The organism is Streptomyces filipinensis, assembly GCF_014649495.1.
In the GTDB taxonomy this organism is placed as follows: Bacteria; Actinomycetota; Actinomycetes; order Streptomycetales; family Streptomycetaceae; genus Streptomyces; species Streptomyces filipinensis.
In genome coordinates this window covers 97000-118477 of record NZ_BMTD01000003.1, presented here as the reverse complement: position 1 = coordinate 118477, position 21478 = coordinate 97000, and the positions used below count along the sequence as shown (strand labels likewise).

Sequence of the window (21478 nt, the reverse complement as noted above, 5' to 3'; positions counted from 1 at the left end):
CCTCAGATGTTCCGGAAGCGGTTGATGGCGTCGATGTGCTTGGCGCGCATCTCCTCGTCGCGCACGCCCAGGCCTTCCTCGGGCGCGAGGCACAGCACGCCGACCTTGCCCTGGTGCAGGTTGCGGTGGACGTCGTAGGCGGCCTGGCCGGTGTCCTCCAGGGAGTACACCTTCGACAGGGTCGGGTGGATCTTGCCCTTGGCGATGAGGCGGTTGGCCTCCCAGGCCTCGCGGTAGTTGGCGAAGTGGGAGCCGATGATCCGCTTCAGGGACATCCACAGGTAGCGGTTGTCGTACTCGTGCATGTAGCCCGAGGTCGAGGCGCAGGTGGTGATCGTGCCGCCCTTGCGGGTGACGTAGACGCTCGCGCCGAAGGTCTCGCGTCCGGGGTGCTCGAAGACGATGTCGATGTCCTCGCCGCCGGTGAGTTCGCGGATGCGCTTGCCGAAGCGCTTCCACTCCTTCGGGTCCTGGGTCTGCTCGTCCTTCCAGAACTTGTAGCCCTCGGCGCTGCGGTCGATGATCGCCTCGGCGCCCATGGACCGGCAGATGTCCGCCTTCTGGTCGCTGGAGACGACACAGATCGGGTTGGCGCCACCGGCCAGCGCGAACTGGGTGGCGTACGAGCCGAGGCCGCCGCTCGCTCCCCAGATCAGGACGTTGTCGCCCTGCTTCATGCCGGCGCCGTTGCGGGAGACCAGCTGGCGGTAGGCGGTGGAGTTCACCAGGCCCGGGGCCGCGGCCTCCTCCCAGCTGAGGTGGCCCGGCTTCGGCATCAGCTGGTTGGACTTGACCAGCGCGACCTCGGCGAGGCCGCCGAAGTTGGTCTCGAAGCCCCAGATGCGCTGCTCGGGGTCGAGCATCGTGTCGTTGTGGCCGTCCGAGGACTCCAGCTCGACGGAGAGGCAGTGGGCGACGACCTCGTCGCCCGGCTTCCAGGCGTTGACACCCGGGCCGGTGCGCAGGACGACGCCCGCGAGGTCGGAACCGATGATGTGGTACGGCAGGTCGTGGCGCTTGGCCAGCTCGTTGGTGCGGCCGTAGCGCTCCAGGAACCCGAAGGTGGACAGCGGCTCGAAGATCGAGGTCCACACCGAGTTGTAGTTGACCGAGGACGCCATGACGGCCACCAGGGCCTCTCCGGGGCCCAGTTCGGGCACCGGCACCTCGTCGAGGTGGATCGACTTGCGCGGGTCCTTGTCGCGGGTCTGCAGGCCCGCGAACATCTCCGTCTCGTCCTTGTGCACGGTGATCGCGCGGTACGACTCGGGGAGCGGCAGGGCGGCGAAGTCGGCGGACGTGGCGTCCTTCGACTGGATCGCGTCCAGGATGTCCTTCACGGTCACGGTGTTGCCTCCGGCGGTGAGCGCCCTGAGGGAGGGGCGCTGAGGGTTCGTCGGTGCTGCGATGAGTGCTGCTGAGGGTTTTGGGAGGTGCCGTCGGTTCGGCTAGGTGGTGCTTCGGCAGCGCTTTGTGGCGCGGGAGGTTGCCTGTGACGCAGGCGTCCGGGCGCGCGGGCCGTGGGCCTTTGGGGACAGCCGGCGAACGAAAGGTCTCTGCTCGCCGGCCGCCCGGACTCCTTCAACGTATGACACCGCGTGTCAGGTGACAAGGCACTGAGTGCCAGAACTTGGCCTCAGATGAAATCTTTACGTAACAAATGAGCGATGATCGATCGAACGTGCCCTGAAATCTGCTTGAAAACGGCCTCTGACATGCCAAAACGGCCACCCGGTCGGGTGGCCGTCGTCACAGGCTGGACAGGCGGGGAGGAGCGCCGGAAGCGGGCTCAGCGCTCCTTCAGCGCCTCCTCGATGGTCCGCATGACCTCGTCCAGCGGAGCGTCGGTGCGGGCGACCGTGACGAGTACCTCGCCGTGCGCCGACACCGTGGCGGGGGCGGTGGTGGCCGGCTTGGGGGCCGAGCTCCGGCCGGCTCCGATGCCGGTGCCGAAGGTCTTGCGCACGATCGCGAAGGCGTGGTCGAGTTGCGCCTCCACGTCCCCCTGGCCGCCCGCCCGCAGCCAGCGCCTGAGGACGTGGTTGTGGGCGGTGACGACCGCGGAGGCGGCCACCTCGGCCAGCAACGGGTCGTCGTTGGCGTCGTCGGCGTGCGCGTGCTCGTCGAAGTGGCCGAGGAGGTAGCGGGTGAACAGGCGCTCGTAGCGGGCGACCGACGCGATCTCGGCCTCCCGCAGGGTGGGCACCTCGCGGGTGAGCTTGTAGCGGGCGACCGAGATCTCCGGCCGGGCCGCGTACATCTTCATGACTTCCTTGATGCCGCGGCACACGGTGTCGAGCGGGTGCTCGTGCGCGGGGGCGGCGTTGAGGACCGCCTCGGCGCGGATCAGCGTGTCGTCGTGGTCCGGGAAGATCGCCTCTTCCTTGGAGCGGAAGTGGCGGAAGAAGGTGCGGCGGGCGACCCCGGCGGCGGCCGCGATCTCGTCGACGGTGGTCGCCTCGTACCCCTTGGTCGCGAACAGCTCCATGGCTGCGGCCGCCAGTTCTCGGCGCATCTTGAGCCGCTGGGCGGCGGCGCGACTGCCTGCGGCACTTTCCGGCGCGTCGGGCGTAGCTGGTGTACGTGAGGACTTGGCGGGCTGGGACATGACCCGAACGTACTGCATGTGCGCAGTTCGGTGCGCGGGTGAGGGGTTCCCCCCGCCCGGGGGGCTTCCCCCGCCCCAGGAGGGCGGGGGTGTGTCCACGGGGCCGAGCAGTCCGCCCCAGTCCGTCTCCGCGGGGGACCAGTCGCCGGCGCCGTCAGCGGCGGGCATACTCGCGGAAGCCGCGGCCGGTCTTGCGGCCGAGGCAGCCCGCGGCCACCAGGTGCTCCAGCAGCGGGGCCGGGGCCAGGCCGGGGTCGCGGAACTCGCGGTGCAGGACCTTCTCGATGGCCAGCGAGACGTCCAGGCCCACCACGTCGAGCAGTTCGAAGGGCCCCATCGGGTAGCCGCCGCCGAGCCTCATCGCCGCGTCGATGTCGTCCAGGGACGCGTAGTGCTCCTCGACCATCTTGATCGCGTTGTTCAGGTACGGGAACAGCAGCGCGTTCACGATGAAGCCGGCCCGGTCGCCGCAGTCCACCGCGTGCTTCTTGATCTTCGCGCAGACCTCGCGGACGGTCGCGTGGACGTCGTCCGCCGTCAGCACCGTCCGCACGACCTCGACCAGCTTCATCGCCGGGGCCGGGTTGAAGAAGTGCATGCCGATCACGTCCTGCGGGCGCGAGGTGGCGCGGGCACAGGCGACGACGGGCAGCGAGGAGGTGGTGGTGGCGAGCACCGCGCCGGGCTTGCAGACCTTGTCCAGCGTGGCGAACAGCTGCCGCTTGATCTCCAGGTCCTCGGCGATCGCCTCGACGGCCAGGTCGACCCCGGCGAAGGCGTCGTAGGAGCCGGCCGGGGTGATCCGGTCCAGGATCTGGGCCGCGGCCTCGGCGGTCAGCCGGCCCTTGTCGACGGAACGCGAAAGCGACTTGCCGATCCGGGCCTTGGCGGTCTGCGCCTTCTCCTCGCTGCGGGCGGCCAGGACGACCTCGTAGCCCGCCTTGGCGAACACCTCGGCGATGCCGGAGGCCATGGTGCCGGAGCCGGCGACGCCCACCGAGCGGACCTCGCGCCCCTGGACCGCGGAGCCGTCCGCCGCCGGGGTCAGCGTGTCCGGCACGACCGTGTCGCTGCCCGGAGCCGCGTAGGTGTAGAAGCCGCGCCCGGACTTGCGGCCGGTCAGGCCCGCCTCACTGAGCTGCTTCAGGATCGGGGCCGGGGCGTGCAGCCGGTCGCGGGACTCGGCGTACATGGCTTCCAGGACCGTACGCGCGGTGTCGATGCCGATCAGGTCCAGCAGCGCGAGCGGGCCCATCGGCAGGCCGCAGCCGAGCCGCATCGCGGCGTCGATGTCCTCACGGGAGGCGTACCGGGCCTCGTACATCGCGGCGGCCTGGTTGAGGTAGCCGAACAGCAGGCCGTCCGCGACGAATCCGGGGCGGTCGCCGACCGCGACCGGCTCCTTGCCCAGTTCGATCGCGAGGTCCGTGACCGCGGCGACGGCCTGCGGCGCGGTCAGCACCGAGGAGACCACCTCGACCAGCTTCATCGCCGGGGCCGGGTTGAAGAAGTGCAGGCCGAGCACCCGCTCGGGGTGGGCCGAGTCGGCGGCGAGGCGGGTGACGGAGAGCGCGTTGGTGCCGGTCGCGAGGATCGTCTCCGGGCGGACGACGCCGTCCAGCTCACGGAAGATCTGCTGCTTGATCTCGTACGACTCCGGGGCCACCTCGATGACGAGGTCGGCGTCGGCCGCCGCGGCGAGGTCGGTGCCGGTGCGGACCCGGGCGAGGGCCTCGGCGCGTTCCTGTTCGGTGAGCCGGCCGCGCTCGACGCAACGGGCGGTGGAGGCCTCCAGGGCGGCGAGCGACCGCGCGGCCTGGGCCTCGCTGACGTCGATGCCGATCACCTCGCGGCCGGCCTTCGCGAGGACCTCGGTGATGCCGGTGCCCATGGTGCCGAGGCCCACGACGGCGATCGTCTTGAGGGGCACAGAGGTGCCGGACTGGGGGGACAGGGGAGTGGCCATCGCGGGACTCCAGGAATGAGGGTGACGACGAGGAACGCGCCGGGTGCGCCGAGGGGCGCACCGCGGAGCGGAATGGAGTGCGGGTGTTGCCGGGCTGCGAGCGCACACGCCCGGTGCCTGCCGGTGCCGCGGGCGTGCACACGCCCACGAGCGGCAGCGGATCCGACCGGCCCTGTCCCGGAGCCGGGTCGTGCTGCGGTACACGTACGTACCGAACCGACTTCCCCCACTGCCCGCAAGGGAGTGGGAGGTGCCCCCGACGACGGCCGCGTCACCAAACCGTCGTCGGCGGAAGCGCGAGTGGGTAACTCGCTCGTCTGAGCTTAACCCGCGGGTAACGAGCGCGCCAGACCTCAGCCCGCACCGGACTTTGTGATGTGGCTCCCTCGGCCCCCGCCACCCACCTACGCTGGACTTCGTGGACGAAGAGTTGCGATCACTCACGGAGCGCTTACGGCAGGAGTCGCGCGGCTCGGCGGCGTTCGACCGGCTGCTGGCGACCGAGGACCACGACGAACTCGCGGAGGTGCTCACCGCGCCCGGCCAGCCGCTGTGGGCCAGGGAACTGGCCGCGTTCCGGTTGGGCCTCACCGGTGACCGGCGCGCGTTCGAGTCCCTGGTGCTCCTCCTCAACCACCGCGACCCGCCGCGCTGCGCCTCCGCCGCCTACGCCCTCGCCCGCCTGGGCGACCCCCGCACGGCCCGCGCGGCCGCCGCGCTCGCCACCAACGAACTCCGCGTGGCCTACGCCCTGCACCCGGTCCGTCTCCTGGCCGACCTGCGCGCCCCCGAGTCCGTGCCCGCCCTGATCACCACGCTGGAACGCCGCCTGCGCCCGCACGACCCCTACCGCCGGGTGGCCCTGGCCTGCGTACAGGGCCTCGGCACCCTCGGCGACGCGCGCGCCCGGCGGGTCCTGACCGAGGCCCTGGCCCATCCCGCCCTGGCGGAGGCCGCGGTGCACGCGCTGGCACGCATCCCGCAGCAGACGGAGCTGAGGTGACCGCCGGTCGGGCAGGGAGGGTGCGGGGTGCGCAACCCGGCCGCGCGGGCGGACCGTTTCCCGGTGAGTCGCGCGGGCGGCCCGTTCCTCGGTGAGTCGCGCGGCGGCGTTCGACACCGCGGAACCCGAGGCCGCGCCGTACCGGTCCGGAACACCGGCCGGCGGACCTCGGTCCGCCACCCTGTCCGGTCAGTCGCCCACCACCGCGAGCGCCTCGACCTCCATCAGGAACTCCGGTGCCACCAGCGCGGCCACCTGTACCGCGGAGGCCGCCGGAAGGCGGTCGTCCGGTATGTGCGCGGCGCGGGCCGCGCGGATCGCGGGGAGGTGGGCCGTGTCGGTGACGAAGTACGTCAGCTTGACGACGTGTTCGAAACCGGCGCCGGCGGCGGCCAGGCAGCGCTTCAGGTTCTCGAACACCTGGCAGGCCTGGGCCGCGGGGTCGCCCTCGCCGACCAGCTTGCCCTGTTCGTCCAGGGCGAGTTGGCCGGAGACGGCGACGAAGCGGCCGCGCGCCGAGACGACATGGCTGTACTGGGCCGCGGGAGCCACGCCGTCGGGGGCGGCGATCCGGGTCGGTTCACTCATGGCCCCATGATGGACCAGCCCACGGACAACGCCTCGAAGGGCGGTGACTCGAAGGGCCGGAGGATCAGGTGGTGGGCCCGGAGCCGCGGGGGAGCGCCAACGCCGAGTCCGTGTGGAGCGTCAGGCGCACCGGTACGAACGTGGTGGCGTCCACCGGTGGCGCCCCGGTGCCGGAACCGCGCGCATAGCGCGGATGCGCGCCTCCGCTGATCTGCCAGCGGATGCGGTGACCGACGGGGAAGCGATGGGCGGTCGCGCTCATCGGCACGGTGATCTGCGAGGGCGTGCCTTCGGCCGTCCGTACCCGGCCCAGTCCGTCACAGATGTTGACGGAGCGGCCCTGTGCGTCCACGTCGCACAGGCGGGTGAAGACGTCGGCGTGCCCGGTGTCCGTGGAGATGCTCAGCCGTGCGGAGACCGGGCCCAGGATGTCCACGGGCTCGGTCAGCGGAGGGCCGGTGAACGTCAGGACGTCGTCCCGGGCCTCCAGTCCGCTGTTGTCCCGGGGACCGGCGGTGCGCGAGAGCAGCGGGCCGCCGAGGGACGGGGTGGGATCGGCCGGGTCGTAGCGGAACGACGCCAGCGGTGCGCGGTCCGTCGGGGCCAGCTCGGTGAGATGCCCGCCCGGGGCGGGATACCAGGAGGTGGCGGCGCCGGCCGGCGGCCAGTCGTCGAGGTCCCGCCAGGCGTTCTCGCCGCCCATGTGCACGCGCACCGCGGTGGGACGCAGTCCGGAGGGGTCGGCGTGCAGGTGGGCGCGCAGCCAGGCGAGGCTCTCGGCGAACACCTGCGGCCATCCCCGCTGCAGGGCGGAGGTGTGCGTCCAGGGACCGACGAGCAGGGCGGTCTCGCACCCGGCCCGACGCAGTCGGCCGTACTGCTCGAAGGTCTGGTCGGCCAGCGCGTCGTGCCATCCGGTGATCAGGGCTGTGGGCACACGGAGCCGGTCCGCCGCCTGCGCCGACGACGCGCCGTGCCAGTAGGCGTCCTTGGCGTTCGGATGGGACATCACGTCGTCCAGCCAGGGCACTTCGCCCCCGAGGGCGGACACGTACGCCCCACGCAGGGGCTGCGCGGTGGTGACGGCGCGCAGGCGGCGCTGCAGACGCAGCGTCGCCCGCAGGAACGCGGCCACGCCCTGGTGCTGGTAGGTCATGCCCACGCCGACGGCGAGGGCGTTCTCCAGGCGCAGCGCGCCGTCCGTGTGGAAGAGGGCACAGGGATCGTGCAGGCCCACCTGCACCACCATGGCCTTCAGCTCCGGCGGTGGCTCCAGGGCGAGGGCCCACTGCACGTAGCCCAGATAGCTGGGGCCCACGGTCCCCAGTGTTCCGTCGAACCAGGGTTGCCCGCGCAGCCAGGACACCGTGGCCCGGCCGTCGGCCGCCTCGTTGCGCCACAGGTCGAACGCACCCCCCGAACCGCCGGTGCCGCGGCAGCTCTGCAGGACCACGTGGAAGCCCTGTTCGGCGAAGAGCAGACCGTACATGGCAGACCACGGCAGGCCTCGGCCGTAGGGCGACCGGACCAGGAGCGTGGGGAAGTCGCCCTCCGCGCGCGGGAAGTAGTGGTCGGTGACCAACGGGCTGCCGTCGGCGGCCGGCACCACCAGACCCGGTTCCCATCCGGCCTCGTACCGCTTCGCCGGCAGCCCCCGCCAGGTCGCCCTCATCATCCGTGCGGACAGCGGTGGCCTTCCGGCGGGTGGCGCCCAGGCCGGTTCGGTCACCGCGTCGGGTGTGCGTGATGGCATCGTTCCCCTCCTCTATTCCGTACGATGTACGAGAATAGAGGATGCTTGGATGACCTCCGCAAGAGCCACCACGCCGAGCAGGGGAAGGAGCGCGAGACCGTGCCCCAGGACAGGGGGGCCGGCGCCGTGGGCGTCGACCCCGAACAGCTCTGGCTGCGCCCCGCCGAGCACCGCAGGGGGCGCAGGCCCTCCTTCAGCCGGGAAGCCATCGTCGCGGCCGCGGTCACCCTGGCCGACGCCGAGGGGCTCGACGCGGTCACCATGCGGCGGGTGGCCGCCGAGGTCGGAGCCGGAGTCATGTCGCTCTACAGCTACGCCCCGGACAAGGAGACCCTGCTGGAGCTGATGATCGACCACGTCAGCGGCGAGCTGACGGTCACGCATCCGCCCAGCGGAGACTGGCGTGCCGATCTGAAGGCCGTCGCCCACCTGCAGCGCGCCCACATGCTGCGCCACCCCTGGCTGCCCGCCGCCTTGTCCACCCGGCGCGTTCCGGGCCCGCGCACGCTGGCCTTCCTGGAACACGCGCTCGCCGTCCTGCGGCCCACCGGACTGGACGGCGCGGCGAAACTGGAGGTCTTCGCCCAGCTCACCGCCTTCGTGGCCGGACACGTCGCCCACGAGACCGCACAGGCCGCGGTCTCACGTTCCCCGGACCGGGCCGCGGCCGAGGCCCGCTACCTCGCCGCGGTCGCCGCCGACGGCCGCCACCCGGAACTCGCCGAAGCCCTCTCCGCCCCCGGACGCCCCCTCGCCCCCGAAGCCACCTTCACCCGGTTCCTCAACCGCCTGATCGACGGCCTCGACACCGACTGACGCCCACGCCCGTGACCGTGCCACGCCTGTGACCGTGCCCCGGCCGCGGCCCGGGGCCGGCGACCGGCGGGGCCGGAGAACAGATCTAGCGGAAGCCCAGCAAAGCGTGCAGGGTCGCGCCCGGGGACGCGGTCGACACCGCCTTCGCCGGGGCCACCGGCTTCGGGTCGGGGGACTTCGCGCAGACCGCGTCGGCCACCCCCGGACCCCGCGGGACCCTGCCGTCCGTCAGATACGCGGCCAGGTACCCGTCCAGGCAGGCGTTGCCGGCGAGGGTGATGCCGTGGTTGCCGCCGCCCTCCTCGACCACCAGGCTGGAGCCGGCGAGCAGCCGGTGGACCGTGACACCGCCGGGGTACGGCGTGGCCGCGTCGTCGGTCGCCTGGAAGAGCAGCGCCGGCGGCAGCTTGGCGTTGGCGACGTCCACCGGCTTCCGCTTGGCCGTCGGCCAGAACGCGCACGGCGCGTTGTACCAGACGTTGTTCCACGCCATGAAGGGCGCCTTGGCGTACACCGCCCAGGCGTCGGAGTGCCACTGCTGCCAGTCGGCGGGCCAGGAGGTGTCCCGGCACTGCACCGCCGAGTAGACGCTGTAGCCGTTGTCGCCCGGGCCGTCCACGGCACCCAGGTTCTCGTACGCCTCCACCAGCGGCCCGGTCTTCCCGTCGTGCACGTACGCCGCGAACGCCTCGGCGAGGTAGGGCCAGTAGCCGTTGTAGTAGCCGCCGGGGATGAAGGTGTCCTCCAGCTCCGAGGCGCCCACCGTGCCGTCGGCCGGCTTCTTCGCCAGGGCCGTGCGCATCGCGTACCACCGGGCCTCGACCTTCTGCGGGTCCTTGCCGAGGTGGTACGTCGCGTCGTACCGGGCGATCCAGGCCATCAGCGCGCGGTGGCGGTCGTCGAAGGCGTAGTCCTGGCCGAGGTTGTCCTCGTACCAGACGCCGGTCGGGTCGACGATCGAGTCGAGCACCAGGCGGCGGACCCGCTCCGGGTACAGCTTCGCGTACACCGCGCCCAGGTAGGTGCCGTAGGAGTACCCGAAGTAGCTGATCTCCGGCGCGCCGAGTGCGGCGCGGACCAGGTCCATGTCGCGCGCCGCGCTGACCGTGTCGACGTACGGCAGCACGTCGGCGTACTTGCGGTCGCAGGCGGCGGCGAAGGACTGCGCGCGCGCGAGGTTCGTCCGCTCCAGCGCGGCTGTGGCGGGCACGGTGTCCGGGCGCACCGTCTTGAAGTGGCCGGGCGAGCAGTCCAGGGCCGGGCTGCTCGCGCCGACCCCGCGCGGGTCGAAGCCGATGACGTCGTACTGCGCCGACACGCTCCGCGGCAGTGCCGAGGCGACGAATCCGGCGAGGTCCAGGCCGCTGCCGCCGGGCCCGCCGGGGTTCACCAGCAGGGGGCCCTGGGAGGCCGGCGCGGTGTGCGGGACACGCGAGAGGGCGAGCGTGATCTGCCGGCCGGACGGGTTCGCGTGGTCCAGCGGCACCTTCAGGGAGGTGCACTGGAGCGTCGGATAGTCGTCGGTGCCGCACTTCTTCCAGGCGAGCCGCGCGGCGGGGGCGGCCGGGGCCGCCTGCGCGGGCAGGCCCGGGACCGAGCCCGCCAGCACGGCGGCGGCTGCGCACAGCACGGCTGCGCGTGTTCTCATGCGTCCTCCCGGGACGGAGGTTTCGGCGGACCACGACGGTCGTGTCTCTCGCCGGATCGTCCCGGAATCAGAGCTCTGAAGAACGCTTTATAGGCATAGTTGACCCGTTTGGGTTGCGCGAAGCCCTCGAACGCTCCCACCGAGGGCGGTCGACGCGCTCACAGGAGCGTGAGCTGGGTCGGCTCGGACACCTCGGCGGGCTCTGCCGGGCGGATCCGGCGGGCCGGCCCGCCGTGTGTGGGCCCGATGCCGTACTCCTGCGCCAGCTCGTGCACCTGACGGGTGATCCGGCGCTGGTACCACTTGGGCGCGTAGGCGCCCTGCGCGTACAGCCGTTCGTAGCGCCGCACCAGGTGTGGATGGTGCCGGGTGAGCCAGGCCATGAACCACTCCCGCGCGCCGGGGCGCAGATGCAGCGTGAGCGGGGTCACCGAGGTGGCCCCGGCCGCCGCTATCTCCCGCACCGTGGCGCGCAGTTGGGCCGGATGGTCACCGAGGAACGGGATCACCGGCGCCATCAGCACCCCGCAGCCGATCCCGTGCTCGCCCAGCGTGCGCACGACGTCGAGCCGGCGCTCGGGCGCGGGCGTGCCCGGCTCCACCGTGCGCCACAGCTCGGGATCGAGGAAGCCGACCGAGACCGAGATGCCCACGTCCGTCACCTCGGCCGCCCGGACCAGCAGGTCCAGGTCGCGCAGGATCAGGGTGCCCTTGGTGAGGATCGAGAACGGGTTGGCGTGCTCGGTCAGAGCGTCGATGATCCCGGGCATCAGCCGGTACCGGCCCTCCGCGCGCTGGTAGCAGTCGACGTTCGTGCCCATCGCCACGTGATCGCCCTGCCAGCGGCGGGAGGCCAGCTGGCGGCGCAGCACCTCGGGCGCGTTCACCTTGACGACGATCTGGGTGTCGAAGCCGATGCCGGTGTCGAGGTCCAGATAGCCGTGCGTCTTCCTCGCGAAGCAGTACACGCACGCGTGTGTGCAGCCGCGGTAGGGGTTCACGGTCCACTCGAACGGCATGCGCGAGGCGCCCGGCACCCGGTTCAGCACCGAGCGCGCCCGGACCTCGTGGAAGGTGATCCCGCGGAATTCGGGCGTGTCGAAGGTGCGGCTGACCACGGCTTCCGCGCCGAACAGCGCCGCATCGGCCGCCCGGCCGTGCTCGGCGCCCTCCCGGGACGCCCCGGACTCGACGGTGAGGTTCTCCCAGCGCATGACGCCTCCTCGGTAGCACTGGGCACAGAATAGAACATGTGTTCCCATGATCGTGCGACCTGGGCCGACGACCGGGCGGACCCGTGACGGCACCCCCCCGATTTGGGTGGCCGGGCACCGGGGTGGTTGGCTTTCCCCAACCCCGAGAAACCAGGTCCTGGAGGAACGCAATGGCGCAGGTCGAGGCCACTACGGAGCGGGTCGTCGCGGCGGACGCGGAGAAGGTGTTCGACGCCCTCGCCGACTACCGCGACACGCGGCAGAAGCTGCTGCCCGAGCACTTCAGCGAGTACGAGGTCCGCGAGGGCGGCGACGGCGAGGGCACGCTCGTCCACTGGAAGCTCCAGGCCACCAGCAAGCGGGTGCGCGACTGCCTGCTGGAGGTCAGCGAGCCCACCGACGGTGAGCTGGTCGAGCGGGACCGCAACTCCTCCATGGTCACCACCTGGCGCGTCACCCCCGCCGGTGAGGGGAGGTCCCGGGTCGTCGTCACCACCACCTGGAAGGGTGCCGGCGGCATCGGCGGCTTCTTCGAGAAGACCTTCGCCCCCAAGGGCCTCGGCCGGATCTACGACGCCCTGCTCGCCAGGCTGGCCGCCGAGGTCGAGAAGTAGACCCGAACCTCTGGACGGTGAAGGGGGATTGATCCCCGGGCGCCCCCTTCACCGGTTCGAGTGGACCTCCCGGTCGTCCCGAACCATGCCGTAACTCACCGAAGTTGTTCGCAGTTGTCGCCTTAGGCGGGAAATGTGAGCAGGTGCGACGAGGGGAGCGGTACGTGGGCGGGACGACTCTGATGCGGGACGAGCCGCTCACGGCGCCTGGCGGCGCACCCGCGGCCCCACCGGCCGAGACCGCCGGACTCGGCCCGCGCCGCGTGCGGCTCGTGTTCTTCGGGCTGATGCTGGCCCTGCTGCTCGCGGCCCTCGACCAGATGATCGTCGCGACCGCGCTGCCGAAAGTCGTCGGCGAACTGCACGGCCTGGACCGGATGTCCTGGGCGATCACCGCCTATCTGCTCACCTCCACCATCGGCCTGCCGCTCTACGGCAAGCTCGGCGACCTCGTCGGCCGCAAGGGCGTCTTCCAGTTCGCCATCGCCGTCTTCGTCGCCGGCTCCGCGCTCGCCGGCCGGTCCCGGTCGATGGACCAGCTGATCGCCTTCCGCGCGCTCCAGGGCGTCGGCGCGGGCGGCCTCATGACCGGCGTGCAGGCGATCATCGCCGACATCGTGCCGCCCCGGCGGCGCGGCCGTTACATGGGCCTGATCGGCGCCGCCTTCGGTCTCGCCTCCGTCGCCGGGCCGCTGCTCGGCGGCTACTTCACCGACCACCTCTCCTGGCGCTGGTGCTTCTACGTCAACGTCCCCCTCGGCCTGGTCACCCTCGCCGTCGTCACCCTCGTCCTGAAACTGCCGAAGCCGCTCCGCCACGGCCGCCGCGGTGGCTTCGACGTACTCGGCGCCCTGCTGCTCGCCGCCGCCTCCACCTGCCTGGTGCTGCTGTCGAGCTGGGGCGGCACCGAGTACGCCTGGGACTCCCGGCGGATCACCGGCCTCGGCGCCGGCGCGTTCGCCGCCGTCGTGCTCTTCCTCGTCGCCGAACGCTTCGCCGTCGAACCGCTCATCCCGCTGCGTCTGTTCCGCGACTCCGTCTTCAACGTCAGCGGCCTGGTGGGTCTCGTGACCGGTGTCGCCCTGTTCGGCGCCGCCAGCTATCTGCCGACCTTCCTGCAGATGGTCGACGGGGCCAGCGCCACCGGGTCCGGGCTGCTGATGCTGCCCATGATGGCCGGGATCGTCGGCGCCTCCGTCGTCGGCGGCCAGCTCATCAGCCACACCGGCCGCTACAAGATCTACCCCGTGCTCGGCGGCGCCGTCTCGGCCGTCGGCATGTGGCTGCTCTCCCGCCTCGAAGTGGACACCCCCCGGCCGCACTACAGCATCTGGATGGCGGTCCTCGGCGCCGGCCTCGGCCTGGTGATGCCCGTGCTCGTCCTCGCCGTGCAGAACTCCGTACGGCCCGCCGACCTCGGCACCGCCACCAGCGCCAACAACTACTTCCGGCAGATCGGCGGCAGCGTCGGCGCCGCGGTCTTCGGCACCCTCTTCGCGGACCGCCTCGGCGACGCCCTGCGCAGGGAGCTGCCGCCGCGCCCCGGCGCCCGGCTGCCCGACCCCGACTCCCTCACCCCACAGCTCGTCCACGCGCTGCCCCCGGCCCTGCGCGACGCCTACGCCCGCGCCTACGCCGACGCGATGCCCCGGATCTTCCTCTACCTCGTCCCGGTGCTCGTCCTCGGTGTGCTCATCGCCTTCTTCCTCAAGGAGAAACCACTGGTGTCCCACCACACCGCCGAAACGGAGCCCGGGACCCTCAACGCCCCGATCCCGCAGGCCCGCCCCGAGCCCTCGGCCGGGGAGCCCGTCGCGCCCCGCTCGTCGTACGCCGGCGGAATCCCCGTCTGCGGTACCGTGCAGCACTCCGACGGCACCGTGGTGCCCCGGGCGGCGCTCACCCTCATCGACGACGCCGGAGCGCAGATCGGCCGGGGCGCGAGCGGTGAGGACGGGCGGTACGCGCTCAGCACGCCCGGCCCGGGGTCGTACGTGCTCATCGCCGCCGCCGGCGGCCACCAGCCGCAGGCCGTCTCCGTCACCGTCGGCGAACGGCCGGTCGAGCTCGACGTCGTCCTCGGCGGTGCCGGGCGTCTCGCCGGCAGTGTGGTCACCGCCGACGGCACCCCCGTGCGCGACGCCACCGTCACCCTCACCAACGTGCACGGCGAGGTCGTCGCCGCCACCCGCAGCGGCCGTGAGGGCGGCTATGTCATCACCGAGCTGGTCGCCGGCGAGTACACCCTGGCCGCCGGCGCCCCCGCCTTCCGCCCGGCCGCCCTCCCGGTCACCGTGCAGGCCTCCCGGGAGACCCGGCAGGACGTCGAACTCGCGGGCGGCGCCATGCTGAAGGGAACCGTCCGGGCGAGCGGCGGCCGGCCCGTGGAGGACGCGCGCGTCACGCTCCTCGACGCCGCCGGGAACGTCGTCGACACCCTCACTACCAAAGCGGACGGAACGTACCGGTTCGTCGACCTCTCGTCCGGCGAGTACACCGTCATCGCCGCCGGTTACCCGCCGGTCGCCACCGTGCTCCAGGTCGCGGGCGGGGGTCGTACCGAACGGGACCTCCAGTTGGGCCACGAGGACTGACGAGGCGAGGGGCGGGCGCTCGCAGGGCGCTGAGCTGCGCGCCGGTGCGATCCGGTGAAACCAATTCCAGGATTGCCACACATCGCGACCGGCCGTCGCCGTACCGTGGTGACGGGCGGCAACAGATCATTTGCGTACAGCCGTGGGGAGAGAGGGCCTGGGCCATGGACCGTGGCAGCGATCGGGACACACCTCCCGGGAGCGGCGCCGGCGGCGCGGCGGCGGGCCGGATTCCGCTGGCCGTGGTCGTCGTCGACCGCGACGGCCTGGTTTCCCACTGGAGCAGCGGCGCACGGCGCCTGTTCGGCGTGGGCAGGGAGGATGCCGTCGGGAGTGCCGCGGCCGACCTCCTGCCCGTCTCCGGCGCCCTCCCCGAGGACCTGCGCGACGAGGTGATGCCGGACGCCTACGAGGAGTACGGCGCGCTCGGCCCCGACCTGGAGGCCTCGCTGGGCGGGCACACCGCCTACGCCACCGCCGGCCGTGCCCGCCTCTTCCCGCACGCGCAGGAACCGGACGGCGAGCGGCTGGACGTCCTGTGGTGGGCCTACCCGCTGGTCGGCCCCGGTCCGTCCCGGCTGCTCGTGCTCGCCGCCGACGCCGCCCGGCTGCGCGACGAGCGCGGCTACGACGACGAGACCGCCGAACGCATCGCGCCCGGCTTCGCCCGCCACACCGAACTGCCCGCCTCCGAGGAACTGGAACGGCGGCTGCCCGAGATCCTGCCCAACATGGGCCCCGGAGCGAGCGGCCGCATCGTCTCCCAGGTGCTCGAACTGGGCTATCCGGTGCTGGAGTTCAGCCAGTTCGACCGGGTGCCGGTCACCCCCTACTGGGGTGTGCCCCGCCGCCCCGGACGCCCGCGCGCCGAGGCCGCGGTACCGCGGCAGCAGCAGCGGCGACCGGTGGCGGCCGTGATCCCGGAAGGCGCCGAACAGGAGCTGGAGTACGCCGCCGTGCGCGAGCGGCTGGAGTTCCTCAACGAGGTCAGCTCCGACATCGGCTCCTCCCTCGACCTCGGTGCGACCATCCGCGAGGTCACCAGCGCGGCCGTGCCCCGGTTCGCGGACTTCGCCGGCACCCATCTGCGCGCGGCCGTCCTCGCGGGCGAGGGCTTCCCGGACGGCCCGCCGGACGCCCACACGGTGATGTTCCGGGTGTGGGTCGAGCACAACGACGAACCCGGCCGCTGGGACGACACCGTGCCGGTGGGCGAGTCCTTCGCCTTTCCCGAACACACCCCGTTCTACAAGTGCATGGTCACGGGCGAACCGGTCCTCATCCCGAGGGTGACCGAGGAGCTGGGCGACCGCATCTCCGGCGAGTTCGAGAAGCGTGACCTCAGGCCGCTCATCACCGGCCGTTCGCTGCTGATCGTCCCGCTCAAGGCCCGTAACGTCGTCCTCGGCTTCATGGTGCTGATGCGCCGCCCGGACCGCCCGGCCTTCGACGACATCGACCGCACCACCGGCGCCGAACTCGCCGCCCGCGCGGGCCTCGTGCTCGACAACGCCCGCATGTACACGTACCAGGAGAACGTCGCCGACACCCTGCAGGACAGCATGCTCCCGCAGGTCAGCCCCCGGATGGCCGGCTGCGACATCGCCACCCGCTATCTGCCCGGCACCCGGCTCGGCCGGATCGGCGGCGACTGGTTCGACACCATCAAACTGCCCGGCTCGCGTACCGCCCTCGTCGTCGGCGACGTGATGGGGCACGGCCTCAACTCGGCCGCGATGATGGGTCAGTTGCGCACGGCGGTGCAGACCATGGCCACCATGGAGACACCGCCCGCCCAGCTCCTGCGCAACCTCGACGACCTGGCCCGCAGGCTCGGCGACAACTACCTCGCCACCTGCCTGTACGCCGTCTACGACCCGATCCGCGGCGAGCTGCTCCTCGCCAACGCCGGACACATCCCGCCCGTCCTGGTCCGCGCCGAGGACGGCAGCAGCGAACTCCTCGAGCTGCCCACCGGCGCCCCCATCGGCGTCGGCGGCGTCCCGTTCGAGGCCACCCGGGTCAGGGTCCGGCCCGGCGACCGGCTGGTGCTGTGCACCGACGGCCTGGTCGAGGTGCGCGGCTGCGACATCGGCGAGGGCCTCGCCGCGCTCTGCGAGTCCGCCGCACACCCCGCGGCCTCCATGGACGACGCCTGCGACACCATCATCCGCGCCCTGAACACGCGCGGCGGCCGCAAGGACGACGTCGCCCTGCTCATGGCCCGTCTGAACGGCATCCCCGACGACCACGTCGCCGAGTGGCGGCTCGACGCCGACCCCCGCGAGGTCGCCCGGGCTCGCCGCGAGGTCCGAGAACGGCTCCTCGGATGGGGGCTGCCGCAGGCCGTGGAGACCGCCGAACTGCTGGTCAGTGAGGTCGTCACCAATGCCGTCCGGCATGCCCAGAGCGAGCCCGTCGGACTGCGCGTGGTCCGCACCGACGCGCTGCTGTTCGAGGTCACCGACGACGAGCCGGGCCTGCCGGCGATGCTGAGCGCCGGCCCCGGTGACGAGTCGGGCCGCGGCCTGCGCGTGGTCAGCCGGCTGGCCCGGGAGTGGGGCGCCAGCGCCACCGGGCACCGCAAGACCGTGTGGTTCGAACAGGGCATCACCACCGGAGGAAGATGACGAGAGGGGGCGTGCGGCCTGCCGTCACGCGCCCCGAGGTGTCCGGCGTCCGCACTTCCGGTGAAGGTGGCCCCCCGCCCCTTGCCCCACCCCGGTCCCGCGCGATATCCCGATCACGGAACCGAACCGTGGGGAGATCGCGATGAACGTCTCGGACAAGTACCGCAGCAACTGGGAGAGTTACTGGAGCGAGACCTCCGACGACGCGGGCGAGGCGATCTGGGACTGCGACCCCGCCCTCTGCGCCGAACCGTACAGCGCCCTGCTGCTGCCCCACGCGGACCCGGCGCGCACCATCGTCGACCTCGGCTGCGGCAATGGCACCCAGACCCGCTACCTCGCCACCCGGTTCGCACGGGCCGTCGGCGTCGACCTCTCCCACGCCGCCGTCGAGCACGCCCGCCGCGCCACCCAGGACGGCGCCGTGGAGTTCCAGCAGCTCGACCTCACCGACGGCGACGCCGTACGCGCCCTGCACGAGCGGCTCGGCGACGCCAACGTCTTCATGCGGGCCGTCATCCACCAGAGCGAGCCCGAGGCGCGCCCCGCGGTCGCCGCCGCCGTCGCCGAGATCATCGGCACCGAGGGCCGCGCGTTCGTCGCGGAACTCACCTCCGGCTCCCGCGACGTCCTCAAGCGCGCCACGTCCGAGCCGGGCGGTCCGGGACCCAAGCTGCAGCGCGTCTTCCACCACGGGCTCAAGCCCGCCGACGCCGACGACGCGGAGATCCCGCGGCTGCTCGGCGCGGCCGGACTGAAGGTCCTCGCCGAGGGCGACACAGCCCTGCCGCAGACCGAGTACCTGTCCGACGGCACCCGTATCGACCTGCCGGCCCGCTGGTTCGTCCTCGCCGGTGCATGACCCCGCCCGAGGGGTCACCGGGGTGCGTGGGGCCGCTGTCCCGCGCACCCCGCTTCCTTTTCAGCCAGGGCACGGACCCTGTCAGGTGACATCGATAATCATCTCTTTGGGATTCACAAAGCATTCATATGAGGTGAAATTCGGTCCACCATGGACGATTCGGGGTGCGGTGGCCCCTGGCTCCGATAGAACGATTCTGTCGCCTCCAGCCGGTCGCGACCTGCGGTGACCAGGGTCGCCCGGACGTGGGTGCGACCGCTGGAGTCGTCCGCGCAGGACGATTCCTGCCATCGCCAGATAAATGCTCTCTTGTGAGGAACCGTCCGACGGGCAGATGATCCCTCCTCGTTCAAGGCCCTACCAGCGAGGAGTTCTTCATGAGCGAGCGGTTGAGTCTCGGCCCGGACGCCGCACGGCAACTCGCCAACACGACCAAGACGACACCGCAGATGCGCGGCATCACGCCGCGCTATCTGCTGCGCGCGCTGCCCTGGGTGGACGTCGAGTCCGGCGTCTACCGGGTCAACCGGCGCCGTACGTACGTCCTGGGCGACGACCGCATCAGCACGACCGACGACACCACGCCGCGCGTCATCGCCGGCGACCTGCGCGAACTGCCGTACCTGCGCGAGGCGGACGACGCGCTGCTGGAGGAGCTGGCCGGCGCGTTCACCCAGGTCTCCTTCGAGCCCGGAGAGGTGCTGGCCCAGGAAGGCGCCACGGCGGGCCGGTTATGGGTGATCGTGCACGGGCGCGCGGAGAAGCGCGCGACCGGTCAGTACGGCGCCGACGCGCTCCTCGACGTCATCGGCGACGGCCAGTTCTTCGACCTCGGCGCGTGGACCCGCGCCGAGGCCATGCCGTACCGGGTGCAGGCGCTGACCGCCGGCGTCGCCCTCTGCCTGGAGCGGGCGGAGCTCGCCCGGCTCGGCGAGCGGGACGAGACCCTGCGCGGCGCGGTGGACGCGTACGTCGCCGGCGCCCACGTCATGGCCGGTGCCGAGGTCCCCGTCGACCTCACCGCGGGACACGACGGTGAGCCGGACCTGCCGGGGACGTACGTCGACTACGAGGACGCGCCCCGCGAGTACCACATGACGCTCGCGCAGACCGTGCTGCGGGTGCACACACGAGTCTCCGACCTCTACAACGGACCGATCGACCAGACGCGGGCCCAGGCCAACCTCACCGTGCACGCCCTGCGCGAGCGGCAGGAGGCCCTGATGCTGTACCACCCGGAGTCCGGGCTCTTCAACAACGTCGCTCCCGGGCAGCGCGTACAGACACGCACCGGCGCGCCGACCCCCGACGACCTGGACGAGCTGCTGACGCGGGTGTGGAAGCAGCCCGCGTACTTCCTCGCCCACCCGAAGGCGATCGCGGCGTTCGGCCGTGAATGTACGCGCCGGGGCGTGCCCCCGGTGATCGAGAGGCACTTCGGCAGCCCGCTGCTCACCTGGCGCGGGGTGCCGCTGCTGCCGTCGGACAAGGTGCGGTTCACCGGCGGCGCGGGCGTGGGGACGACCGAGATCCTGCTGATGCGGCTGGGCGAGGCGGAACAGGGCGTGGTGGGCCTGCGGCCGTCGAACGTGGCCGACGAGGTCGAGCCGGGCCTGGCGATGAAGAACATGGGCGTGGACCAGAAGGGCATCACGTCGTACCTGATGACGGCGTACTTCAACGCGGCGGTACTGGTGGAGGACGCGCTCGCGGTGCTCCAGAACGTCGAGGTGTCCAAGTACCATGACTACTCCTGACCTCGCCGGTACCACCGCCCTGACGGCGCCGCCCTCTCCAGGTCCGACCGCTCCGGCTCCGACCGCTCCGGGCCCGGCCGTCGTGAGCCCGACCGGGCTTCCCGGGCCTCCCGCACCCCCCGGCCAGGCCATGGCTCCCACCGTTGCCCAGCCGCCCGGTGCCGCCCAGGGCTTCACGCCCGAACTGGCCCGCCGGGACGTACCGGTCCTGCACCGGACGGTCAACGGACACCCGCTGATCTGGCTGGACAACGGCGCCACCACGCAGAAGCCCCGGCAGGTGATCGAGACGCTGGCGGCGTTCTACGCCTCCGCCAACTCCAACATCCACCGGGGCGCGCACACCATGGCGCGTGAGGCGACGGAGATGTACGAGGCGGGCCGGGCCGCGGTCGCACGGTTCCTGGGCGCGCCCTCGCCCGAGAGCATCGTCTTCGTCCGGGGCACGACCGAGGCGATCAACCTGGTCGCACAGAGCTGGGGGCGCGCGGGACTCGGCCCCGGGGACGACATCCTGGTGCCGGTGCTCGAACACCACGCGAACATCGTCCCCTGGCAACGGGTCGCCCAGGAGACCCGGGCGCGCGTCGTGCCCGTACCCCTGCGGCCGGACGGCGGCATCGACCAGGACGCGTACGCCGACCTGCTGTCCATGCGCACCCGGCTCGTGGTCATCAGCCACGCCTCGAACGTCCTCGGCACCGTGCCGCCCGTGCGGGAGATGATCGCGCTGGCGCACCGCTACCGGGCCTTGGTCCTCGTGGACGGGGCACAGGCGGTGGCGCACTTCCCCGTCGACGTCACCGACCTGGACGCCGACTTCTACACCTTCTCCGGCCACAAGATCTACGGCCCCACGGGCATCGGCGCCCTGTACGCGAAGCCGGAGATCCTGCAGACCATGGCGCCGTGGCAGTCGGGCGGCAACATGATCGAGTCGGTCAGCTTCGGCCGGACCACGTACGCCCCGGTCCCCCACCGCTTCGAAGCCGGCACCGGCCATATCGCCGGCGTGACCGGGCTGACGTCCGCCCTCGACTGGCTGACGGCCTTCGACCGCAACGCGGTGGCGGACTACGAGACACGGCTGACCGCCTACGCCCAGGAGGCCCTGGCCACGGTTCCGGGCCTGGAGCTGCTGGGTCCGGCCGCCGGGCGGATCGGCGTGCTGACCTTCACCCTGCCCGGCCACAGCGCGACCGAGATCGCCGACCGGCTGGACCGTGACGGCATCGCCGTCCGGGCCGGCCACCACTGCGCCCAGCCGGCCCTGGCCCACTACGGCCTCGAATCGGCGGCCCGCGCGTCGCTGGCGCTGTACAACACGAGGGAGGAGGTGGACCGGCTGGTGGCGTCGCTGCTGGAGCTGCAGGCCGGCTGAGGTCGGGCCCTCGCCGGCCCCGGCCGGGGCCGGCGAGGGCCCGA

Annotated in this window: 15 protein-coding genes; 8 read left to right on the top strand and 7 right to left on the bottom strand. The window is 72.1% G+C overall.

Annotated features, from left to right (window positions below):
- Positions 1 to 2: 2 nt before the first annotated feature.
- From ccrA to IE244_RS09050, 3 genes are all read right to left on the bottom strand, one after another.
- A complete protein-coding gene (gene ccrA, locus IE244_RS09060; RefSeq protein ID WP_191872882.1) occupies positions 3 to 1340 on the bottom strand; it encodes a crotonyl-CoA carboxylase/reductase in 1338 nt (445 codons plus the stop codon).
- Between the two features lie 449 nt (positions 1341 to 1789).
- Positions 1790 to 2608 carry a TetR family transcriptional regulator gene (locus tag IE244_RS09055; RefSeq protein WP_229854020.1) on the bottom strand — a complete coding sequence of 273 codons (819 nt, stop codon included), beginning with the start codon at positions 2606 to 2608 and terminating at the stop codon, positions 1790 to 1792.
- A gap of 154 nt (positions 2609 to 2762) precedes the next feature.
- Entirely contained in the window at positions 2763 to 4574 is a 1812-nt protein-coding gene (locus tag IE244_RS09050; protein ID WP_191872316.1) for a 3-hydroxyacyl-CoA dehydrogenase family protein, read from the bottom strand.
- Between the two features lie 418 nt (positions 4575 to 4992).
- On the opposite strand from IE244_RS09050, the gene IE244_RS09045 reads away from it, so the two are divergent.
- Positions 4993 to 5577: an adenylosuccinate lyase gene (locus IE244_RS09045; protein WP_191872314.1), complete on the top strand. Its 585-nt coding sequence runs from the start codon at positions 4993 to 4995 to the stop codon at positions 5575 to 5577.
- A 189-nt stretch (positions 5578 to 5766) separates the two neighbouring features.
- Here the strand turns inward: IE244_RS09045 and IE244_RS09040 are convergent, their stop codons facing one another.
- Together IE244_RS09040 and IE244_RS09035 are read right to left on the bottom strand one after the other, a co-directional pair.
- On the bottom strand, positions 5767 to 6165 hold the full coding sequence (locus tag IE244_RS09040) for a RidA family protein (protein WP_191872312.1): 399 nt from the start codon (positions 6163 to 6165) through the stop codon (positions 5767 to 5769).
- 64 nt (positions 6166 to 6229) lie between these two features.
- Entirely contained in the window at positions 6230 to 7918 is a 1689-nt protein-coding gene (locus tag IE244_RS09035) for a CocE/NonD family hydrolase (RefSeq protein WP_373305722.1), read from the bottom strand.
- Positions 7919 to 8017: 99 nt separating this feature from the next.
- Here IE244_RS09035 and IE244_RS09030 point away from each other — a divergent pair, with 99 nt between their 5' ends.
- Entirely contained in the window at positions 8018 to 8734 is a 717-nt protein-coding gene (locus IE244_RS09030) for a TetR/AcrR family transcriptional regulator (protein ID WP_191872880.1), read from the top strand.
- Between the two features lie 85 nt (positions 8735 to 8819).
- Here IE244_RS09030 and IE244_RS09025 read toward each other — a convergent pair whose 3' ends face one another.
- Together IE244_RS09025 and IE244_RS09020 are read right to left on the bottom strand one after the other, a co-directional pair.
- Entirely contained in the window at positions 8820 to 10382 is a 1563-nt protein-coding gene (locus IE244_RS09025; protein WP_191872310.1) for an alpha/beta hydrolase, read from the bottom strand.
- Between the two features lie 158 nt (positions 10383 to 10540).
- Complete coding sequence (locus IE244_RS09020) at positions 10541 to 11596, bottom strand: Rv2578c family radical SAM protein (RefSeq protein WP_191872308.1); 1056 nt, start codon at positions 11594 to 11596, stop codon at positions 10541 to 10543.
- Between the two features lie 170 nt (positions 11597 to 11766).
- Between IE244_RS09020 and IE244_RS09015 the strand changes: the two genes are divergently transcribed.
- The 6 genes from IE244_RS09015 (at position 11767) to IE244_RS08990 (ending at position 21434) form a co-directional block, all read left to right on the top strand.
- Positions 11767 to 12210, top strand: coding sequence for an SRPBCC family protein (locus IE244_RS09015; RefSeq protein WP_191872305.1), 444 nt, complete (start codon positions 11767 to 11769; stop codon positions 12208 to 12210).
- A gap of 164 nt (positions 12211 to 12374) precedes the next feature.
- Positions 12375 to 14804 carry an MFS transporter gene (locus IE244_RS09010; RefSeq protein WP_191872303.1) on the top strand — a complete coding sequence of 810 codons (2430 nt, stop codon included), beginning with the start codon at positions 12375 to 12377 and terminating at the stop codon, positions 14802 to 14804.
- Positions 14805 to 14968: 164 nt separating this feature from the next.
- Positions 14969 to 17434 carry a SpoIIE family protein phosphatase gene (locus IE244_RS09005; RefSeq protein ID WP_191872301.1) on the top strand — a complete coding sequence of 822 codons (2466 nt, stop codon included), beginning with the start codon at positions 14969 to 14971 and terminating at the stop codon, positions 17432 to 17434.
- 142 nt (positions 17435 to 17576) lie between these two features.
- Positions 17577 to 18296 carry a class I SAM-dependent methyltransferase gene (locus IE244_RS09000; RefSeq protein ID WP_191872299.1) on the top strand — a complete coding sequence of 240 codons (720 nt, stop codon included), beginning with the start codon at positions 17577 to 17579 and terminating at the stop codon, positions 18294 to 18296.
- 377 nt (positions 18297 to 18673) lie between these two features.
- Positions 18674 to 20053, top strand: a complete 1380-nt coding sequence (locus IE244_RS08995; RefSeq protein WP_191872297.1) for a family 2B encapsulin nanocompartment shell protein — start codon at positions 18674 to 18676, stop codon at positions 20051 to 20053.
- Positions 20040 to 21434, top strand: a complete 1395-nt coding sequence (locus IE244_RS08990; protein WP_191872295.1) for a SufS family cysteine desulfurase — start codon at positions 20040 to 20042, stop codon at positions 21432 to 21434. The genes IE244_RS08995 and IE244_RS08990 overlap by 14 nt, the downstream gene beginning before the upstream one ends.
- Positions 21435 to 21478 lie beyond the last annotated feature (44 nt).

Bases quoted from the DNA above. Each gene is read 5' to 3' on its own strand.
- IE244_RS09055 (WP_229854020.1), bottom strand. From the start codon at position 2,608: ATGTCCCAGCCCGCCAAGTCCTCACGTACACCAGCTACGCCCGACGCG.
- IE244_RS09050 (WP_191872316.1), bottom strand. From the start codon at position 4,574: ATGGCCACTCCCCTGTCCCCCCAGTCCGGCACCTCTGTGCCCCTCAAG.
- IE244_RS09040 (WP_191872312.1), bottom strand. From the start codon at position 6,165: ATGAGTGAACCGACCCGGATCGCCGCCCCCGACGGCGTGGCTCCCGCG.
- IE244_RS09035 (WP_373305722.1), bottom strand. From the start codon at position 7,918: ATGCCATCACGCACACCCGACGCGGTGACCGAACCGGCCTGGGCGCCA.
- IE244_RS09025 (WP_191872310.1), bottom strand. From the start codon at position 10,382: ATGAGAACACGCGCAGCCGTGCTGTGCGCAGCCGCCGCCGTGCTGGCG.
- IE244_RS09020 (WP_191872308.1), bottom strand. From the start codon at position 11,596: ATGCGCTGGGAGAACCTCACCGTCGAGTCCGGGGCGTCCCGGGAGGGC.
- IE244_RS09015 (WP_191872305.1), top strand. From the start codon at position 11,767: ATGGCGCAGGTCGAGGCCACTACGGAGCGGGTCGTCGCGGCGGACGCG.
- IE244_RS09005 (WP_191872301.1), top strand. From the start codon at position 14,969: ATGGACCGTGGCAGCGATCGGGACACACCTCCCGGGAGCGGCGCCGGC.
- IE244_RS09000 (WP_191872299.1), top strand. From the start codon at position 17,577: ATGAACGTCTCGGACAAGTACCGCAGCAACTGGGAGAGTTACTGGAGC.
- IE244_RS08995 (WP_191872297.1), top strand. From the start codon at position 18,674: ATGAGCGAGCGGTTGAGTCTCGGCCCGGACGCCGCACGGCAACTCGCC.
- IE244_RS08990 (WP_191872295.1), top strand. From the start codon at position 20,040: ATGACTACTCCTGACCTCGCCGGTACCACCGCCCTGACGGCGCCGCCC.